We start from the raw sequence: 14,517 nt of genomic DNA on the forward strand, positions 1-14,517 counted from the left end.
TGTCTTCCCTACCACTGCACTAGAGCCGTCTCGATGGTGGAACCGGGGCCCATGGTCATCAGGACCCCGTACTCGCCTGGCTGCGCCAGTTCCTCTTCGAGGAGTCGCTGGTAGGAGAACAGGAACGAACCGCTCGACAGGTTCCCGTAGTCCCGCAGCACACCGGTGGTGTGACGCACGTCGTGGGCGGTCAGCCCGAGGTTGACCCGCACGGAGTCGATGACCTTCTTGCCGCCGGAGTGGACCAGCCAGTGGCTGATGTCCGAGCGCCTGAGGCCGGTGCCGGCGAGCAGCCGGTCCACCACTTCCTCGGCGTTGGCTCCGACCACGTAGGGCACGTCCCGGTCCAGGTAGAAGCTGAACTTGCCGTGCTCGTCGTCCCAGTCGTAGCGCATCGCCTCGATGGCCTCGGGCATCATCGTGCTGGCGAACTTCAGCAGGGCCGGGCCCTGTGCGCCGCCCTCGCCCTCCTCGGCGATCACCCCGATGGCGGCGGCGCCGTCTCCGAAGAGGCTGTTGACCACGGAGGTACGCATGGTGCCGTCGAACACATAGGCCGCCGAGCAGGTCTCCACGCACACCATGACGGCCAGCTCGCCGGGATGCGCGTGTGCCCAACCGGACACCGCGGCCAGTGCGTTGAGGCCGGCGTTGCATCCCATGCCGACCACGTCCAGCCGAGAGGTGGAGGTCGGCAGACCCAGCTCCTTCAGCAGTCGGGCGGTCAGTCCCGGGGTGAGCAGGCCGGTCGAGGTCACCGCGCACAGGTAGCGGACGTCCGCCACCGTGGCGCCGAGCCGCTTGAGGCAGGTCTCGACCGCCCGGCCGCCCATCTCGATGCCGTTGGCTCGGTGCTTGCCAAGGAGTTCGCCCTGGGTTTCCAGCCGACGGGAGCCGTCCGGCTCCAGCGGGGGCAGCAGCAGATGGCGGCGCTCGATACTGCCGCTGAGGAACACCGACCTGATACGCGGGTCCTCGACGTGGAAGACGTCCAGAACCTCCTGTTGGGTGTACGAATCCGGTGGCACGTCCGTGCCGACGGAGACGACCCTCGGCAGCACTGCGGTCATTTTCTCTCCAGCAACTGGTTCGGTGGATCAGCACCCACCCAGCGGAACCCACCCAGCGGAGCAGGCGATGGGAAAAGGCGGACCGATGTTGTCGGACTCGCCGGAAGGAAGTCGACTGGCCCCGACGGGGCGGAATTCTCGGGCGGCGGTTCACAACCGCTCAGCGCAACGCCAACTCCAGACCACTATAACCGCGCAGGAAGGTCGAATACATCGGTTTCGGAGCACCGGTGATTTCAATCTCCGTCACGTTTTTGCACAGCGTGGACAGCACGGCCCCGATTTCCGCCCGCCCCAGGAATGCACCGAGACAGAAATGCGGTCCGTTGCCCAGTCCGACATGTTTGTTCGGAGACCGGTCCGGAATGAAGGTGTCAGGATCCGCGAAAACCCTCTCGTCGCGATTGGCCGAGATGTTCCAGGCCGTGACGATGTCCCCGCGCCGGATGTGCCGGCCGTGCAGTTCCACGTCCGCGGCGGCGGTTCGGCCCACGTGCTGCACCGGGGTCGTCCAGCGGATCACCTCCTCCACCACGGCACCGGGGTCCACCGCCCCGTCCTTTACCCGGGCCAAGTGGTCGGGCCTGCGGCCGAACTGCTCCATCGCCCCGATCATCGCCAGCCGGCTGGTGTGGTCACCTGCCAGCAGGAAGCCGTAGCAGTTGAGGATGATCTGCTGGTCGGTGAGCGGCTCGCCGTTGACCTCGGCGAACGCCATCCGGCTGAGCAGGTCGTCGCGTGGGTCGTCCCGCTTCTCCTCCAGCATCTGCGAGCAGTAGACCAGCAGTTCGTTGCGGATCACCCAGCGTTCCTCGGGTGTCTGGTCCGTCGAGTCCGCGCTCAGCGCGGACCGGCTGAGTTCCAGCAGCCGGGGACGGTCCTCCTCGGGAAATCCGAGGAGGTCACAGATGACCCAGATCGGGATCTCCTCGGCGACTTCGGAAGCGAAGTCGAAGGAACCGGTGCCGATCCGGTCGGTTATCAGCTTCTCCACACGGGTCGCGAGGCGCTCCACCACGAACTGGCGGATCGCCGGCGTGAACGACTTCATCAGGATGGCGCGCAGCGGCTGGTGGTCCGGGGCATCCGCCATGAAGAGGACCTCGCCGGCCGCGGGATCGCCCTGCGGCTTCTGCAGCGACTCCAGCATGTTGCCCGGGCCGGACAGGAAGGTCTGGCTGTCCTTGTACATCGCCATGACGTCGTCGTAGCGCGACAGAACCCAGAATCCGCGGCCCTGCGGGGTGTCCGGGTGGCGGTGGACCGGGTGCTCGTCGCGCAGGCGCCGCCACACGGCGTCCATGTCATGGCTCCAGAAGGTCCGCGGGTCCGACAGGTCGACCTCGGCGAGGTCGATGTCGGCGGCTATGGCGGCGGCCCCCGGCTCGGTGCGCGTCACGTCAACTCCTTCAGGGACTGGGCCACTACGGGGCCGATCACCTCGAGGGCCTGGGGGGTCAGCAGCTCCCGGTGGGTGAACGGCACTGTCCTGCCGTCGATCTCGCCCGTGATCCAGGCCGTCCAGAAGTCGCGGGGGCGCCTGCTCTCGGTGGCGTCGCCTTCCGGTTCGAAGAAGAGCAGATCACCGTGGAAGCGCTGCTGCACGGACTCGTCGCCGAGCTTGAGATTGTTCGCGGTGATCGTGATCAGGTGAGTGATCGTGTCCTCGTCCAGGCCGGCCAGCACACTTCCCTCTTCCGCGAGGATCTCCCGTACGCGAGACAGCGGCAGCTCCCCCTCCCCCGGTTCCCCGGCGAAGGCGTCGATCCCCTCGAAGACCTGGGCGAGCAGCTCGCGTTGGCCGGGTGAGCGGTTCACCGTGGTGTCCTCTCGGCCCGCGTCGAGCAGCGCGAGCAGAGCCACGTCGTGCCCGTCCTGCTGGAGCTGCACCGCGACGGCCTGCGCCACGAGCCCGCCGAAGGACCAGCCGACCAGCGCGTAGGGACCCGAAGGGTGCAGTTCCCGCACGCGCTTCGCGTAGGTCTGGGCCATCTCCTCCAGCGTGCGCGGCAGTTCCTCGGCGCCGTCGAGGCCCTGCGCCTGGACACCGAAGACGGGGTGGCCGCGCGGGATGTGCGTCAGCAGTGCCGAGTAGCACCAGGCCAGGCCGCCGCCCGGGTGGAAGCAGAAGACGGGCGCCTTGCGGCCGGCCCCGCGCAGGGTCAGTACCGGTCCTAGTCCGCTCTCGCTCTCCCCGTCGGCGTCCAGGAGTTCCACGATGCCGGCCACCGTCGGGGCCTCGAGCAGGTACCGGATCGGCAGGTCGAGTCCGAGCACGGTCCGCACCCGGCTGGCCAGCCGGGTGGCGAGCAGTGAATGCCCGCCCTTCTCGAAGAACGAGTCGTCGATGCTCACCGACTCCATCGACAGCACCTCGGCGAACAACTGGCACAGCACCTCTTCACGTGGGGTGCGCGGGCCTCGGCCGAGCGGGTCGGAGTGTGCCTCGGGCGGCGGCAGCGCCCGGTAGTCCACCTTGCCGTTGTCGGTCAGCGGCAGCGCCTCCAACAGGACGTAGGCGGCCGGGACCATGTACTCGGGCAGCCGGGCGGCCGCCTGCTCCTTGAGCGCCTGCATGTCCAGTTCGCCCTCGGCGACCACATAGGCCGCCAGGCTCTTCTCGTCGCCGGGTTGCGCGCCGGGCCGGGCCACCACGGAGACCTGTGCGAGGCCGCCGGCCTCGGCGAGCACATGCTCGACCTCGCGCGGCTCGATGCGGTAACCGCGAATCTTGACCTGGTCGTCGCTGCGCCCGATGAACTCCAGCAGTCCGTCTTCGTTCCAGCGCACCCGGTCGCCGGTGGCGTACATGCGCTCGCCGGGCCCGTCGAAGGGGTTGGCGAGGAACCGCTCGGCGGTCAGCTCCGACCGGCCGAGGTAGCCGCGGGCAAGACCCGCGCCGGCGATGTAGAGCGAGCCCTCCTCCCCGATGCCGACCGGGTTCAGCTTGTCGTCGAGGACATGCAGCCGGGTGTTGTCCAGACCGCGCCCCATCGGTACTCCGCCGGCGTCGAAGGAGACGTCGCGCGGCAGGGTGGCCTGGGTCGCGAACAGGGTGGTCTCGGTCGGGCCGTACGTGGCGCGCACCACGGTGTCCGGACAGGCCCGCTGAATGCGCTCGACGGCCGTCGGCGAGATGACGTCACCGCCCGTCATCACCTCCTGCACGCGGGCGAAGCACTCCGGGGCCTCCTCCGCGATCACCCGGAAGAGACCGGCGGTCAGCAGCACTCCGGTGATGCCCTCCTCGGCGATCACGCGGGCGTAGACCTGCACATCCACCTTGCCCGGCGGCGGCAGTACCACCTGCCCGCCGTGCAGCAGCGGCACCCACAGCTCGTAGGTCGAGCCGTCGAAGGCGTAGGGGGCGGCCATCAGCACGCTGGTGTGCCGGGCCGGATCGAACATCCGGTCGTATGCGAACTCGGTGATCTCCCCGTGCGCGATCGCCACACCCTTGGGCTCGCCGGTGGAGCCGGAGGTGAACATCACGTAGGCCAGCTGGGCCGGGTGAACGGGGATTTCGGGCTCGGTTGTCGCATGCCGGAGAATGCGCGGGCAGTCGTCCACGACGATGGAGGGCACGGCCCGCGGCAGGCCCTGCGCGGCCATGGCCCGGTCGGCCAGCAGAACGCGCGCTCCGGCCCGCGCCAGGATCGCCTCCGTACGCTGGCCCGGGTACCCGTGGTGCAGCGGCAGGTAGGCCGCCCCGGCCTTCAGCACGGCCAGGATGGAGACGATCAGGTCAGGCGTCTTCTCCTGGAGGACCGCCACCAGATCCTCCGGCCCCACGCCGTCCTCGATCAGGTGGTGGGCCAGGCGGTTGGCGTGCTCGTCGAGCTGCCGGTACGTCAGTGTCTCTCCGCCTACCGAACGGACCGCGACCGCGTGTGGGGTGAGCTGCGCCTGGGCGGCGAATTGGTAGTGCACCGCGCCTCGGACCCAGTCGGCGACCCGGGTGTCGTTCCAGGCGGCGGGTACCGGTTCCGGCGCCTTGCGGGCAACCATCAGCGATCTCCTAGAGGAAGTGGGAAGAAGGGATGCCCGTCACAGCGTGTTGTCAGTGACCGGCGTGAGCGGGACAGCGTTCCGCGAGACGAGGAACTCGGGCCGGACGGGGTTCCCGGGGGCGTTGCTGACGGCGTTGTAGGTCACCAGCAACATGGCGCGCCGGTCGTCGGAGCGGTTGTTCGAGGAGGAGTGGACGATGGTCGGGTGGAAGGCGCAGACCGAGCCCGACGGCCCCAGGGCGAGGGCGGTGCCGAACTTCTCGGTCAGCTCCTCGGCGACCTCGTCGGGAACGGTGTACTCCAGGTCGGCGGAGACGTGGTTGCGCCAGTCGTGGCTGCGCTCGCGGTCGTTCTCCTGCTCCTCTTCGCCGATCAGGCCGAGCTGGTGGCTGCCCAGCACGACCTTCAGCGGGCCGTTGAGCTCGTGGGTGTCGTCGAGGAAGACCGCTATGTTGACGGCCTTGTCGTCGGGCATGCCGTCCTCGTGGCTCCAGAACGCGTAGTCCTGGTGCCACGGCCAGGCGGCGCCCTCCCGCGGCTGCTTCATGTTGACCTTGAACTGGTAGACGTAGACGGGTTCGCCGATCAGTTCCTCGGCCAGGCCCAGCAGCGCGGGCAGCCGGACGAGGCGACCGCAGACCTCGTCGAACTCGTGGCAGCCGTGGAGCGCCCGGACGGTGGACCCGTCCTTCTCGTAGACGACCTCGGGCCGCTGCTGGCGGCTGATGGTCTCCACACTGGCGCGCAGCTTGGCGAGCGACGCGTCGTCGAGCCGGTGCGGCGACTGGTACCAGCCGTCCTGCTCGTAGACCGCCTTGACGTCGGCTGCGGAATCGGTGATCGCTGTCATGGAACTCTCCAGAGATGTCGGTCGGTTGGCTCGGGACACCGGTCAGGCCGGGGTGTCCCAGGCGGTGCTCAGGGCTGCGCGGTCGACTTTTCCGTTGGGTGTGCGGGGCAGCGCCGCGACCTGTTCCAGCCGGGTCGGCACCATGTAGGCGGGCAGCGTCCCGCGCAGTGCGGCGCGTACCGCACGGGTCGTCGTCTCCGTGCCCTCGGTGGGGCTGTAGGCGGCCGCGAGCACCAGGCCGTCGGCGGCCGTGAGGGTCAGCGCGCAGGCGGCGGCGACGCCGGGCACCGCGACGAGGGCCTGCTCCACCTCGCCCAGCTCGATACGGAACCCCCGCACCTTGACCTGGTCGTCGGTCCGGCCGACGTACCGCAGGAGCCCGTCCCCGCCGGCGGCCACCACGTCACCACTGCGGTAGTGCACCCGGCCGTCCACCTCGACGAACCTGGCCTCGTTCAGCTCGGGCCGGCGCAGATAGCCCTCCACCACCTGCGGACCGGCCAGCAGCAGCTCGCCCCGCTCGGCCGGACGCCCGGCCTCGTCCACCACCAGCGCCTCGAAGCCCGGCAGCGGAGCGCCCACCACCGACTCCGTCCCGGCCAGATCCCGCTCCGTCACCCGGTGGAACGTGGCATGCACGGTGACCTCGGTGATGCCGTACATGTTGATCAGAGCCACCCGCTCCAGCCCCACCCGCTCCGCCCACTTCCGCAGCGTCGCCGGAATCAGCCGCTCGCCCGCGAAGACCACGTAGCGGAGGCGGCGCCATCCCTCCAGACGCAGCAGTTCGGGGGAGACAGCGCTGAAGGCGGTGGGGGTCTGGTTGAGGACGGTGATGCCCTCGTCGACGATCAGCCTGGCCGCGGTGGGCGGGTCGATCACGGACCAGCGGTCGGGCACGCACAGCGCGGCGCCGTGCAGCAGCGCACCCCACATCTCCCACACGGAGACGTCGAACGTGACCGCGTGGAACAGCAGCCAGCGATCCTCTTCATCGAAGTCGTACAAGCCCTCGGTCGCGTCGAACAGCGCCCCCACGTTCCGGTGCGAGACCGGAACGCCCTTGGGCACCCCCGTCGTCCCCGACGTGTAGATGATGTAGGCCGTACGATCCACCGGATCCGCCGGCAGCTCGCTCCGCGAGCCCGCGTGCAGCAGCCGCACCCGCGCCGACGCCCCCACCGGCACGCCCTCACCACCGGCCTCGACGATCGCCATCGGCCGCGCGTCCTCCAGAATCAGCTCCGCACGCCGCACGGGACCCGAGGGATCCAACGGCACGTAGGCCGCACCCGTCCGCAACACCGCCAGCAGCACCACCAGCAGCTCCGGAGAGGGATCCAAGCGCAACGCCACCCGGGCGCCCGGCTCCACACCCACATCCACCAGCACACCGGCGGCCCGCTCCACCGCCGCGTCCAACTCCGCATACGTCAGACGCTCGGAGCCGCTCCACACCGCCGGCCGATCCGGAAACTCGGCCACGGCCTTCGCCAGACGCTCATTCAGATCAAGCATGGTCCACTCCCGTGGCGATCCGGTCCGTGATGAGGGCAGCCAGTCGGTCCAGCCCGAGATCGATCTGTTGCGCCGTCACCGCACTTACGGAGAGGCGCAGTTGGTGCTCGCCGCCGACGCCGTCGTAGAAGTGGCTCATCGGCGTCCACAGCACCCCGTAGCTGCGGGCGGAGAGCTCCAGCAGCGCGTCGTCGGCGGTGAAGGGGAGGGTGAGCACCACGAAGAACCCGCCCGTCGGGACGTTCCAGGTCACGCCCAGCTCCGCTGCGCCGGGCAGCCGCCGGTCGAGTCCGTCGAGGATCTGCCCGAGGTTGCGGCTGTAGGACTCGCGTTCGCGGACGTTCGCGGCGACGAGGCTCGCGTCGTGCCGGACGAGCTTGCCGCCCACGACGGCCTGGGCGATCGGCGAGGTGTTCACCGTGAGCATGCTCTTGATCTTCGAGAGCTGGTCGGCGAGGAGCCCGACCCGGCCCCGGCTGTCCGCGACCCGCTGATCGGCCACCAGGTAGCCCACCCGGGCCCCCGGCAACGCCGTCTTCGCGAAGGAGCCCAGGTAGATCACCCTGCGGTGCTCGTCCAGCGCCTTCAGCGTGGGCACCCGCTGCTGACCGGGCCCGTGGAAGATCCCGTACGGGTTGTCCTCCAGCAGCAGCAGGTCCTCCTCCCGCGCCAGCCGCAGCAACCGCAGCCGCGTCTCCCGGCTCAGGCTCAGCCCGGACGGGTTGGCGAAGTCGGGCATCACGTAGCAGGCGCGTGGCCGCAGACCGTCCCGGCGGGCCCGGTCCAGCACAGCGCGCAGGTCGTCCAGGTCCACGCCTTCGGCACCGCCGGCCACCGGAAGCACCGGCAGGTCGACCAGGCGGGCCGCTCCGGTGAGACCGACGTAGGTCGGCGCCACGGCCAGCAGCACGTCCCGGGGGCCGGCGCGCAGGGCGCGCAGCACCAGATACATGGCCTCCTGGCACCCCACCGTGACGACGATCGCCTCGGGGTCGCACTCGATCCCCTCGTCCACGGCCAGGTTGCGCGCCACCAGTTCGTGCACGATGCCCTTGGTGCGCCCGTACTGGAAGAGCGTGCGCCGGACCTCGGCCGGGCTCAGCCCGCGCTCCGTCGCCAGGTAGCGGGTGTACGCCCGCAGGTGGTCGTGTACGTCCTCGACGTCGAAGAACGACTCGCTGGGCCGTCCGGCGGCGAACGGGATCGCCTCGGGATACTGCTGGGCGATCTCGTTGAGGAGGTTCATCGAGGACAGCGCCGGGTCCTCCAGCGCGGTGTGCAGGTCGCCGGTGTACAGGTCCGCGGCGGGCCGGCCTGCCGTGTCCGGGTCCGTACCCGGCAGGGCGGCGGCACCGGTGATGGCTTCGGTGGTCACGGGTACCTCACTCCAGACGGCGGTATGGGCCGGGGACGTGGCAGGGCGCGCACCTGGGCGGCGGCACCGACCTCCGGGCAGCCGAGCAGGGTCAGGCCGTCGGCCAGTTCGGTCCGCAGCAGCGACAGCACCTGCTCCACACCGGTCGCGCCGTCCAGGGCGAGGCCCCACAGCACGGGCCGGCCCACCAGGACGCCGGACGCGCCGAGGGCCAGGGCCCGCAGGATGTCGGTACCGCTGCGGATTCCGCTGTCCAGCAGCACCTCGGCACGGTCACCGACCGCGTCCCGCACGTCCGGGAGCACCGTGACACTCGCCGGTGCGCCGTCGAACTGGCGCCCGCCGTGATTCGACACGACCACCGCGTCCGCGCCGCAGGACGCGGCCCGGGCCGCGTCCGCGCCGTCCAGCACGCCCTTGACGACGAGCGGGAGCCGGCTCTGCGCCCGCAGCCACTCCAGGTCCTGCCAACTCGCCGATGGATCGAAGGCGGCCCGGGTGTGCTCGGCCACCGCCGAGGCGCCGAGCGTGCGCGCGTGGGCCCGCGTCGGGGCGGGGTCCATGTTGACCGCGCGGACCCGCGAAGGCAGCGCGAAGGCGTTGCGGAGGTCGCGCAGCCGCCGGCCCATGATCGGCACGTCGACGGTGACCATCAGAGCCCGGCAGCCGGCCGTCTCGGCGCGCCGCACCAGGTCGAGCATCCGCCCGCGGTCGGTCAACCAGTACAGCTGGAACCAGGTGTTGGCCCCCGTCTCGGCGATCTCCTCCAGCGTGCGGCTGCTGAGCATGCCGACCGTGAACGGTACGTCGGCGGCGCGGGCAGCCCGCGCCGTGGCCGTCTCGCCCTCCGGGTGCACCAGTTCGTGGTACGCCATGGGAGCGATCGCGACCGGCATGGCCGCCGGAGTGGACACCAGGCTGGTCGCGGTGACGGCTCCGCCGCCCCGCAGTACCCGGGGCACCAGTGCGACGTCGTCCAGCGCGGCCCGGTTGGCGCGCAGGGTCAGCTCACTGCCGCTGCCACCCTGGACGAAGTCCCAGACGTCGGGCGGCACGCAGGTGGCCGCGAGCCGCTCCACGTCGTCCAGCCCGACCGGCGGCGCGGTCACGGGGGCCATGGTGTCGCTCACCGTCACGTGAGCGTCCCGGAGGCGGCGCGCTGCAACTCGACGGCCTCGTAGAGCGCCTTGATGTTGTTGGAGCCGAAGGTGCGGGCGCCGGAGCGCTCGATGACCTCCATGAAGAGGGTCCGGCGGGGGTGCACCGAGCGGGTGAAGATCTGGAAGAGCTGACCGTCGTGGTCCTCGTCCATCAGCACGTCGTGCTCGCGCAGCTCGTCGACGGAGTGCCGCCGCACCGCGACCCGCCGGGCGAGGAGCTGGTAGTAGGTGTCGGGGGTGTCCAGGAAGCCGACCCCCGCCTCCTTCATCAGCCCCACCGAACGGATGACGTCGTCGGTGTTGAAGGCGACGTGCTGCACGCCGGCCCCGCCGTGGTTCTTCAGGAAGGAGTCGATCTGTCCCGGCTCGCGGGTGGTGTCGGGCTCGATCAGGGTGAGCGTGACCGCCCCGGAGGCGCTCTGCACCACCTTGGAGATCATCGCCTGCGTGCCGACCACGATGTCCTCCGCGAAGATCATCGAGAAGCCGAGGACCCGCACGTAGTGGTCGACGGTCGCGTCCAGCGTCCCGGCCTCCAGGCAGCCCGCGAAGTGGTCCACCGCGGTCAGCCGCGCGTCGACCGCGGGCGTGCGCCCGGCCACCGGGCTCAGCCCCGAAAGACCGCCCGGCTCCTCGGCGTTCTCGTCGCGGCGCCGCACGAACGTGTGGTGCACATCGCCGAAGCCGACGATCGTGGCGGACACCGCGCCGTCGCGGCCTTGCGGCTCCGCCACCGGGCGGGCGCCGCGCCGCACCGCGGCGGCGAAGGCGGCGGCCACGTCGGACACACCCAGTGCGATGTTGCCGACCCCGTCGCCGTGCCGGGCGACGTACACCGAGGCCGGGTGGGTCTCGTCCAGCCCCTCGGTGAGCACGATGCGTATCCGGCCCTGGTCGAGCACCGTCGAGCGGGCGCCGGTCCTGGCTGCCTCACCCGCGTTGTCGGCCGTCACCGTGAACCCGTACTGGTCCACCAGCCAGTCGGTGCTTGCCGCCAGGCTGCTGACGTAGAGCTCGACGTGGTCGACGCTCATCGCGTCGAAGCTGCTGTCGTCGTCGGTGGTCATGTCGTCGAAGAAATCTTCCCGTGCCTCAGTCATCCCGGGTACCCCTCGCTGCTCGCGGCGACTGCCTTCGGGTCAGGCGGACTTGTCCATCTGGGCTGCGAGACTGCGCGGACGCAGGTCCGTCCAGTTGGTGGTCACGTAGTCCAGGCACTCCTGCCGGGACGCGGGACCGTGTGCGGTGCTCCACCCGGTGGGGACAGCCGCGAACAGCGGCCACAGCGAGTGCTGTCCCTCGTGGTTGACCAGCACCAGGTACTGGGCTTCCGGGTCCTCGAACGGGTTGCTCATGCTCACTCCATTGGTCGGCGTCGGCTCTGCGGCCGAGCGCTCCTCGATCCGTCCTCGCGTGGACGGTGGTTGGTTCAGCGGCATGCCTCGATGCCGACCTGTGCCACGCCCCGTACGTCGGCGAAGCAGTCGGCGAGCCGCCGCTCCCGCTCAACTCTGCACACGGGTATTCGCGTCTGATTCACGGCGAGCAGTAAATACAGAGCGAGAAATTCGAAGAAATCGGTGAAACCGATGCTATTTCCCCGAAAATAACACTGTCAACACTTCTCGATCGGCACCGAAAAAAATGTCTGACCGGCATTTACGGGCAGCCCGGTATTCCAGCCGTACCACCTGCACGACTGGAATACCGAACGTGTATTTCCGGTAATTTTCTGCTATTCGCTGCGGGACCGCAGCCATTTTTCGAGGACCGGACCGATGGCCCCCAGTGCGGCGCTGCCGGTCATCGCCCCGTGCGTACTGGCGACCGGGTGGACCACCAACTCGCCCGACACCCAGGGCTGCCAGGCCTCGGGACGGGTCGCGTCGGCCGACTTGTCCTCGGTGGCGGCGAAGAAGAGCACGTCCCCGTCGAAGGGGGCCGGATCCGCCTCACCCATCAAGGCGTAGTTGTCCACGAACACGTGCAGCACCGCCTCCTGCTGCGCCGGCGTCAGGTCCGCGAGCGGGCCCTCCGGTGCGCCCGGCTCCACCCCCAGTGACCTGGCCAGCTCCGCAGCCGCACGCGGGTCGTCGTAGTCGAACCGCTCGGTCCACGTGTGGGCGGGGTCCGGCGGATAGCTGTCCAGCAGGGTGAGCGAAGCCACCTCGGCGCCGACGCGTTCCAGCTCGGTCGCCATGGCCTGGGCGACCACACCGCCGAAGGACCAGCCCAGCAGGTGGTACGGGCCTTCGGGGCTGACCGTGCGGACCTGCCGGAGGTAGTCCGCCACCAGGTCGGACAGCGAGGCCGGCTTGCCGTCCGGGTCGGTGAGCCCGCGGGCCTGCAGGGCGTAGACCGGCCGCTCAGGGTCCAGGTGGCGCAGCAGGCCGGAGTAGACCCAGCCGATGCCCGCGACCGGGTGCACGCAGAACAGTGGTGTGCCGGGACCTCCGAACCGCAGAGGGAGCATCGGCGCGAGCGCGCCCGTCATCCCGTCGGAGTTGCCGCTGCCCGTGGCGATCGCCTGCGCCAGGCCTGCGACGGTGGGGGCTTCGAAGAGCTCGCGGATGCTGATCTCCGCTCCGGTCTCCTCGCGGACCCGGGCGATCAGCCGCGCGGCCAGCAGGGAGTGTCCGCCCAGGTCGAAGAAGTCCTCGTCCGGGCCGATCTCCTCGTCGTGCAGCAACTCCCGGAACAGCCCGAGCAGCACCTCGTGATACCGGCTTCCGGCGTCCCTGACCAGGGCGGACGGGGACTCGGCCACTGCGAGAACCGGGTCGGGCCGCGCAGCGAGCGCGTCGGCGGCGGGCAGTTCCAGCGCGCTGATCCGCGCCTGCGGATCGGCCGCCACCCGCTTGAGGAGACCGGTCAGCGCCTCCCCGATCGACTCCACCGTCGACCGGTCGAACAACGCGGTCGCGTACTCGACCTGGATGTCCATCCCCAGCGCTTCACCACGGTCGCCGCGCCGAGCGGTGAACGTGACGTGAGCATCGAACTTGGACTGCTTCAGCTCCACCCCGTCCAGCACGCCGGCCAACGGGGCAAACTCCACCGCGCCGTCGTCCGCGCCTTCCTCCAGGAAGCTGTACATCACCTGGAACACGGGATTACGCGCGAGATTGCGCCGCGGGTTGACGGCCTCGACGACCTGCTCGAACGGCACGTCCTGGTGCGAGAAGGCCGACAGATCGGTGGTCCGCACCCGGCCGAGCAGTTCCTCGAACGTGGGATCACCGGACACGTCCGTCCGCAGCACCACCGTGTTCACGAAGAACCCGACCAGCTCGTCCAGCGCCTCGTCCGAACGACCCGCCACCGGCGTGCCCAGCACGATGTCCGTACCACCGCCGATCCTGCTCAGCAGCGCCACCGTCACCGCCTGAGCGACCATGAACGGGGTGCTGCCCGAACGCCGGGCCAACTCCTCGAGCCCGAGCTGTATCCCGGCGTCCGCCGAGAACGACACCGAGTCACCGGCGAACGACGCCACCGCCGGCCGCGGCCGGTCATACGGCAACGCCAACTCCTCCGGCGCACCCGCCAACGCCTCACGCCAGAACGCCAGCTGACCCCCACCGACCTGCTCCAACAACTCCTGCTGCCACAGCGCGTAGTCCGCGTACTGCACCGGCAGCCGGGACCACTGCGGGACATCACCCGCGGTCCGGGCCCGATACGCGGTGCCGAGGTCCTTCAGCAGAGGGCCGGTCGACCATCCATCGGTGGCGATGTGATGCATCACCAGCAGCAGAACATCAGAGTCACCGTCCACCCGGAACAGCACCGCACGCACCGGAATCTCAGCAGCGAGGTCGAAGTTCCAGGCACCCGCCTCAGCGAGCTCCTCCTCCAGACGCGGGGCAGGAACCTCACGAACCTCCAGCGTCGGAGAAACTCCCTCCAGCACGACCTGGACCGGCTCGCCCCCCTGCTCGCGGAACACTGTCCGCAGACTCTCATGGCGATTCACGAGGTCCGCCAGCGCGCCCTCCAGCGCCACCTCGTCCAGCAGCCCCGAGAACCGCACCACCAACGGCACGTTGTACGTCCCCGACGCACCCTCCACACGCGACAGGAACCACAGCCCCCGCTGCGTGGACGACAGGGGAAGGCGCTCCGGCCGCTCACCCGCGGGCAGAGCCGGACGCGCGGGAAGGCTCTGCGCGCTCTCGATCCGGGCGGCCAGACCGGCCACGGTCGGGGCCTCGAACAACTCGCGCAGGGAAACCTCCAGCTCCAGGACGGAGCGGACCCGGCTGACAAGTTTGGTGGCAAGCAGGGAGTGGCCGCCGAGAGCGAAGAAGTCGTCGTCGATACTGACCGCGCCGGCACCCAGCAACTGGGAGAAGAGCCCGCACAGGATCTCCTCCAGCACCGTGCGCGGCGCACGGCCACCCGCGGACTCACCGAACACCGGCTCCGGCAGGGCACGGTGGTCGACCTTGCCGTTCCGGGTCAGCGGAAGCCGGTCCAGCTCCATGAACACCGCCGGCACCATGTACTCCGCCAGCGACTCCCGCGCGAACGC

Annotated in this window: 10 protein-coding genes; all 10 read right to left on the minus strand. The window is 70.0% G+C overall.

Translation table 11 applies throughout. The annotated features are described in order from the left end of the window. Positions 1-8: 8 nt before the first annotated feature. Positions 9-1,070: a 3,5-dihydroxyphenylacetyl-CoA synthase DpgA gene (gene dpgA / locus ACIQTP_RS07510; RefSeq protein ID WP_403397225.1), complete on the minus strand. Its 1,062-nt coding sequence runs from the start codon at positions 1,068-1,070 to the stop codon at positions 9-11. A gap of 160 nt (positions 1,071-1,230) precedes the next feature. After that, positions 1,231-2,469 (minus strand): cytochrome P450, encoded by a 1,239-nt coding sequence (locus ACIQTP_RS07515; RefSeq protein WP_403397227.1) that lies wholly within the window; start codon positions 2,467-2,469, stop codon positions 1,231-1,233. Next, positions 2,466-5,078, minus strand: a complete 2,613-nt coding sequence (locus tag ACIQTP_RS07520) for an amino acid adenylation domain-containing protein (RefSeq protein WP_403397230.1) — start codon at positions 5,076-5,078, stop codon at positions 2,466-2,468. Before ACIQTP_RS07520 ends, ACIQTP_RS07515 begins: the two co-directional genes overlap by 4 nt. Before the next feature lie 39 nt (positions 5,079-5,117). Next, complete coding sequence (locus ACIQTP_RS07525) at positions 5,118-5,930, minus strand: phytanoyl-CoA dioxygenase family protein (RefSeq protein WP_403397232.1); 813 nt, start codon at positions 5,928-5,930, stop codon at positions 5,118-5,120. 42 nt (positions 5,931-5,972) lie between these two features. Beyond that, entirely contained in the window at positions 5,973-7,448 is a 1,476-nt protein-coding gene (locus tag ACIQTP_RS07530; protein ID WP_403397234.1) for an amino acid adenylation domain-containing protein, read from the minus strand. Continuing rightward, complete coding sequence (locus tag ACIQTP_RS07535; RefSeq protein WP_403397236.1) at positions 7,441-8,823, minus strand: PLP-dependent aminotransferase family protein; 1,383 nt, start codon at positions 8,821-8,823, stop codon at positions 7,441-7,443. Before ACIQTP_RS07535 ends, ACIQTP_RS07530 begins: the two co-directional genes overlap by 8 nt. Continuing rightward, a complete protein-coding gene (locus tag ACIQTP_RS07540; protein WP_403397310.1) occupies positions 8,820-9,941 on the minus strand; it encodes an alpha-hydroxy acid oxidase in 1,122 nt (373 codons plus the stop codon). The genes ACIQTP_RS07535 and ACIQTP_RS07540 overlap by 4 nt, the downstream gene beginning before the upstream one ends. A 14-nt stretch (positions 9,942-9,955) precedes the next feature. Then, the gene (gene hppD / locus ACIQTP_RS07545; RefSeq protein ID WP_403397238.1) at positions 9,956-11,083 is read right to left on the minus strand and encodes a 4-hydroxyphenylpyruvate dioxygenase; all 1,128 of its coding nucleotides are present in this window, start codon (positions 11,081-11,083) and stop codon (positions 9,956-9,958) included. A 39-nt stretch (positions 11,084-11,122) separates the two neighbouring features. Next, on the minus strand, positions 11,123-11,338 hold the full coding sequence (locus ACIQTP_RS07550) for an MbtH family protein (protein WP_389593971.1): 216 nt from the start codon (positions 11,336-11,338) through the stop codon (positions 11,123-11,125). A 380-nt stretch (positions 11,339-11,718) separates the two neighbouring features. Further along, positions 11,719-14,517: alpha/beta fold hydrolase (locus ACIQTP_RS07555; RefSeq protein ID WP_403397240.1), on the minus strand; the 2,799-nt coding region annotated here is incomplete at its 5' end.

It is taken from the genome of Streptomyces sp. NPDC090798 (genome assembly GCF_044768965.1).
Lineage (GTDB): Bacteria > Actinomycetota > Actinomycetes > Streptomycetales > Streptomycetaceae > Streptomyces.

Coding starts and splice junctions, on each gene's coding strand:
- ACIQTP_RS07520 (WP_403397230.1), bottom strand. CDS start 5,078: ATGGTTGCCCGCAAGGCGCCGGAACCGGTACCCGCCGCCTGGAACGAC.
- hppD (WP_403397238.1), bottom strand. CDS start 11,083: ATGACTGAGGCACGGGAAGATTTCTTCGACGACATGACCACCGACGAC.
- ACIQTP_RS07540 (WP_403397310.1), bottom strand. CDS start 9,941: ATGGCCCCCGTGACCGCGCCGCCGGTCGGGCTGGACGACGTGGAGCGG.
- ACIQTP_RS07530 (WP_403397234.1), bottom strand. CDS start 7,448: ATGCTTGATCTGAATGAGCGTCTGGCGAAGGCCGTGGCCGAGTTTCCG.
- dpgA (WP_403397225.1), bottom strand. CDS start 1,070: ATGACCGCAGTGCTGCCGAGGGTCGTCTCCGTCGGCACGGACGTGCCA.
- ACIQTP_RS07525 (WP_403397232.1), bottom strand. CDS start 5,930: ATGACAGCGATCACCGATTCCGCAGCCGACGTCAAGGCGGTCTACGAG.
- ACIQTP_RS07550 (WP_389593971.1), bottom strand. CDS start 11,338: ATGAGCAACCCGTTCGAGGACCCGGAAGCCCAGTACCTGGTGCTGGTC.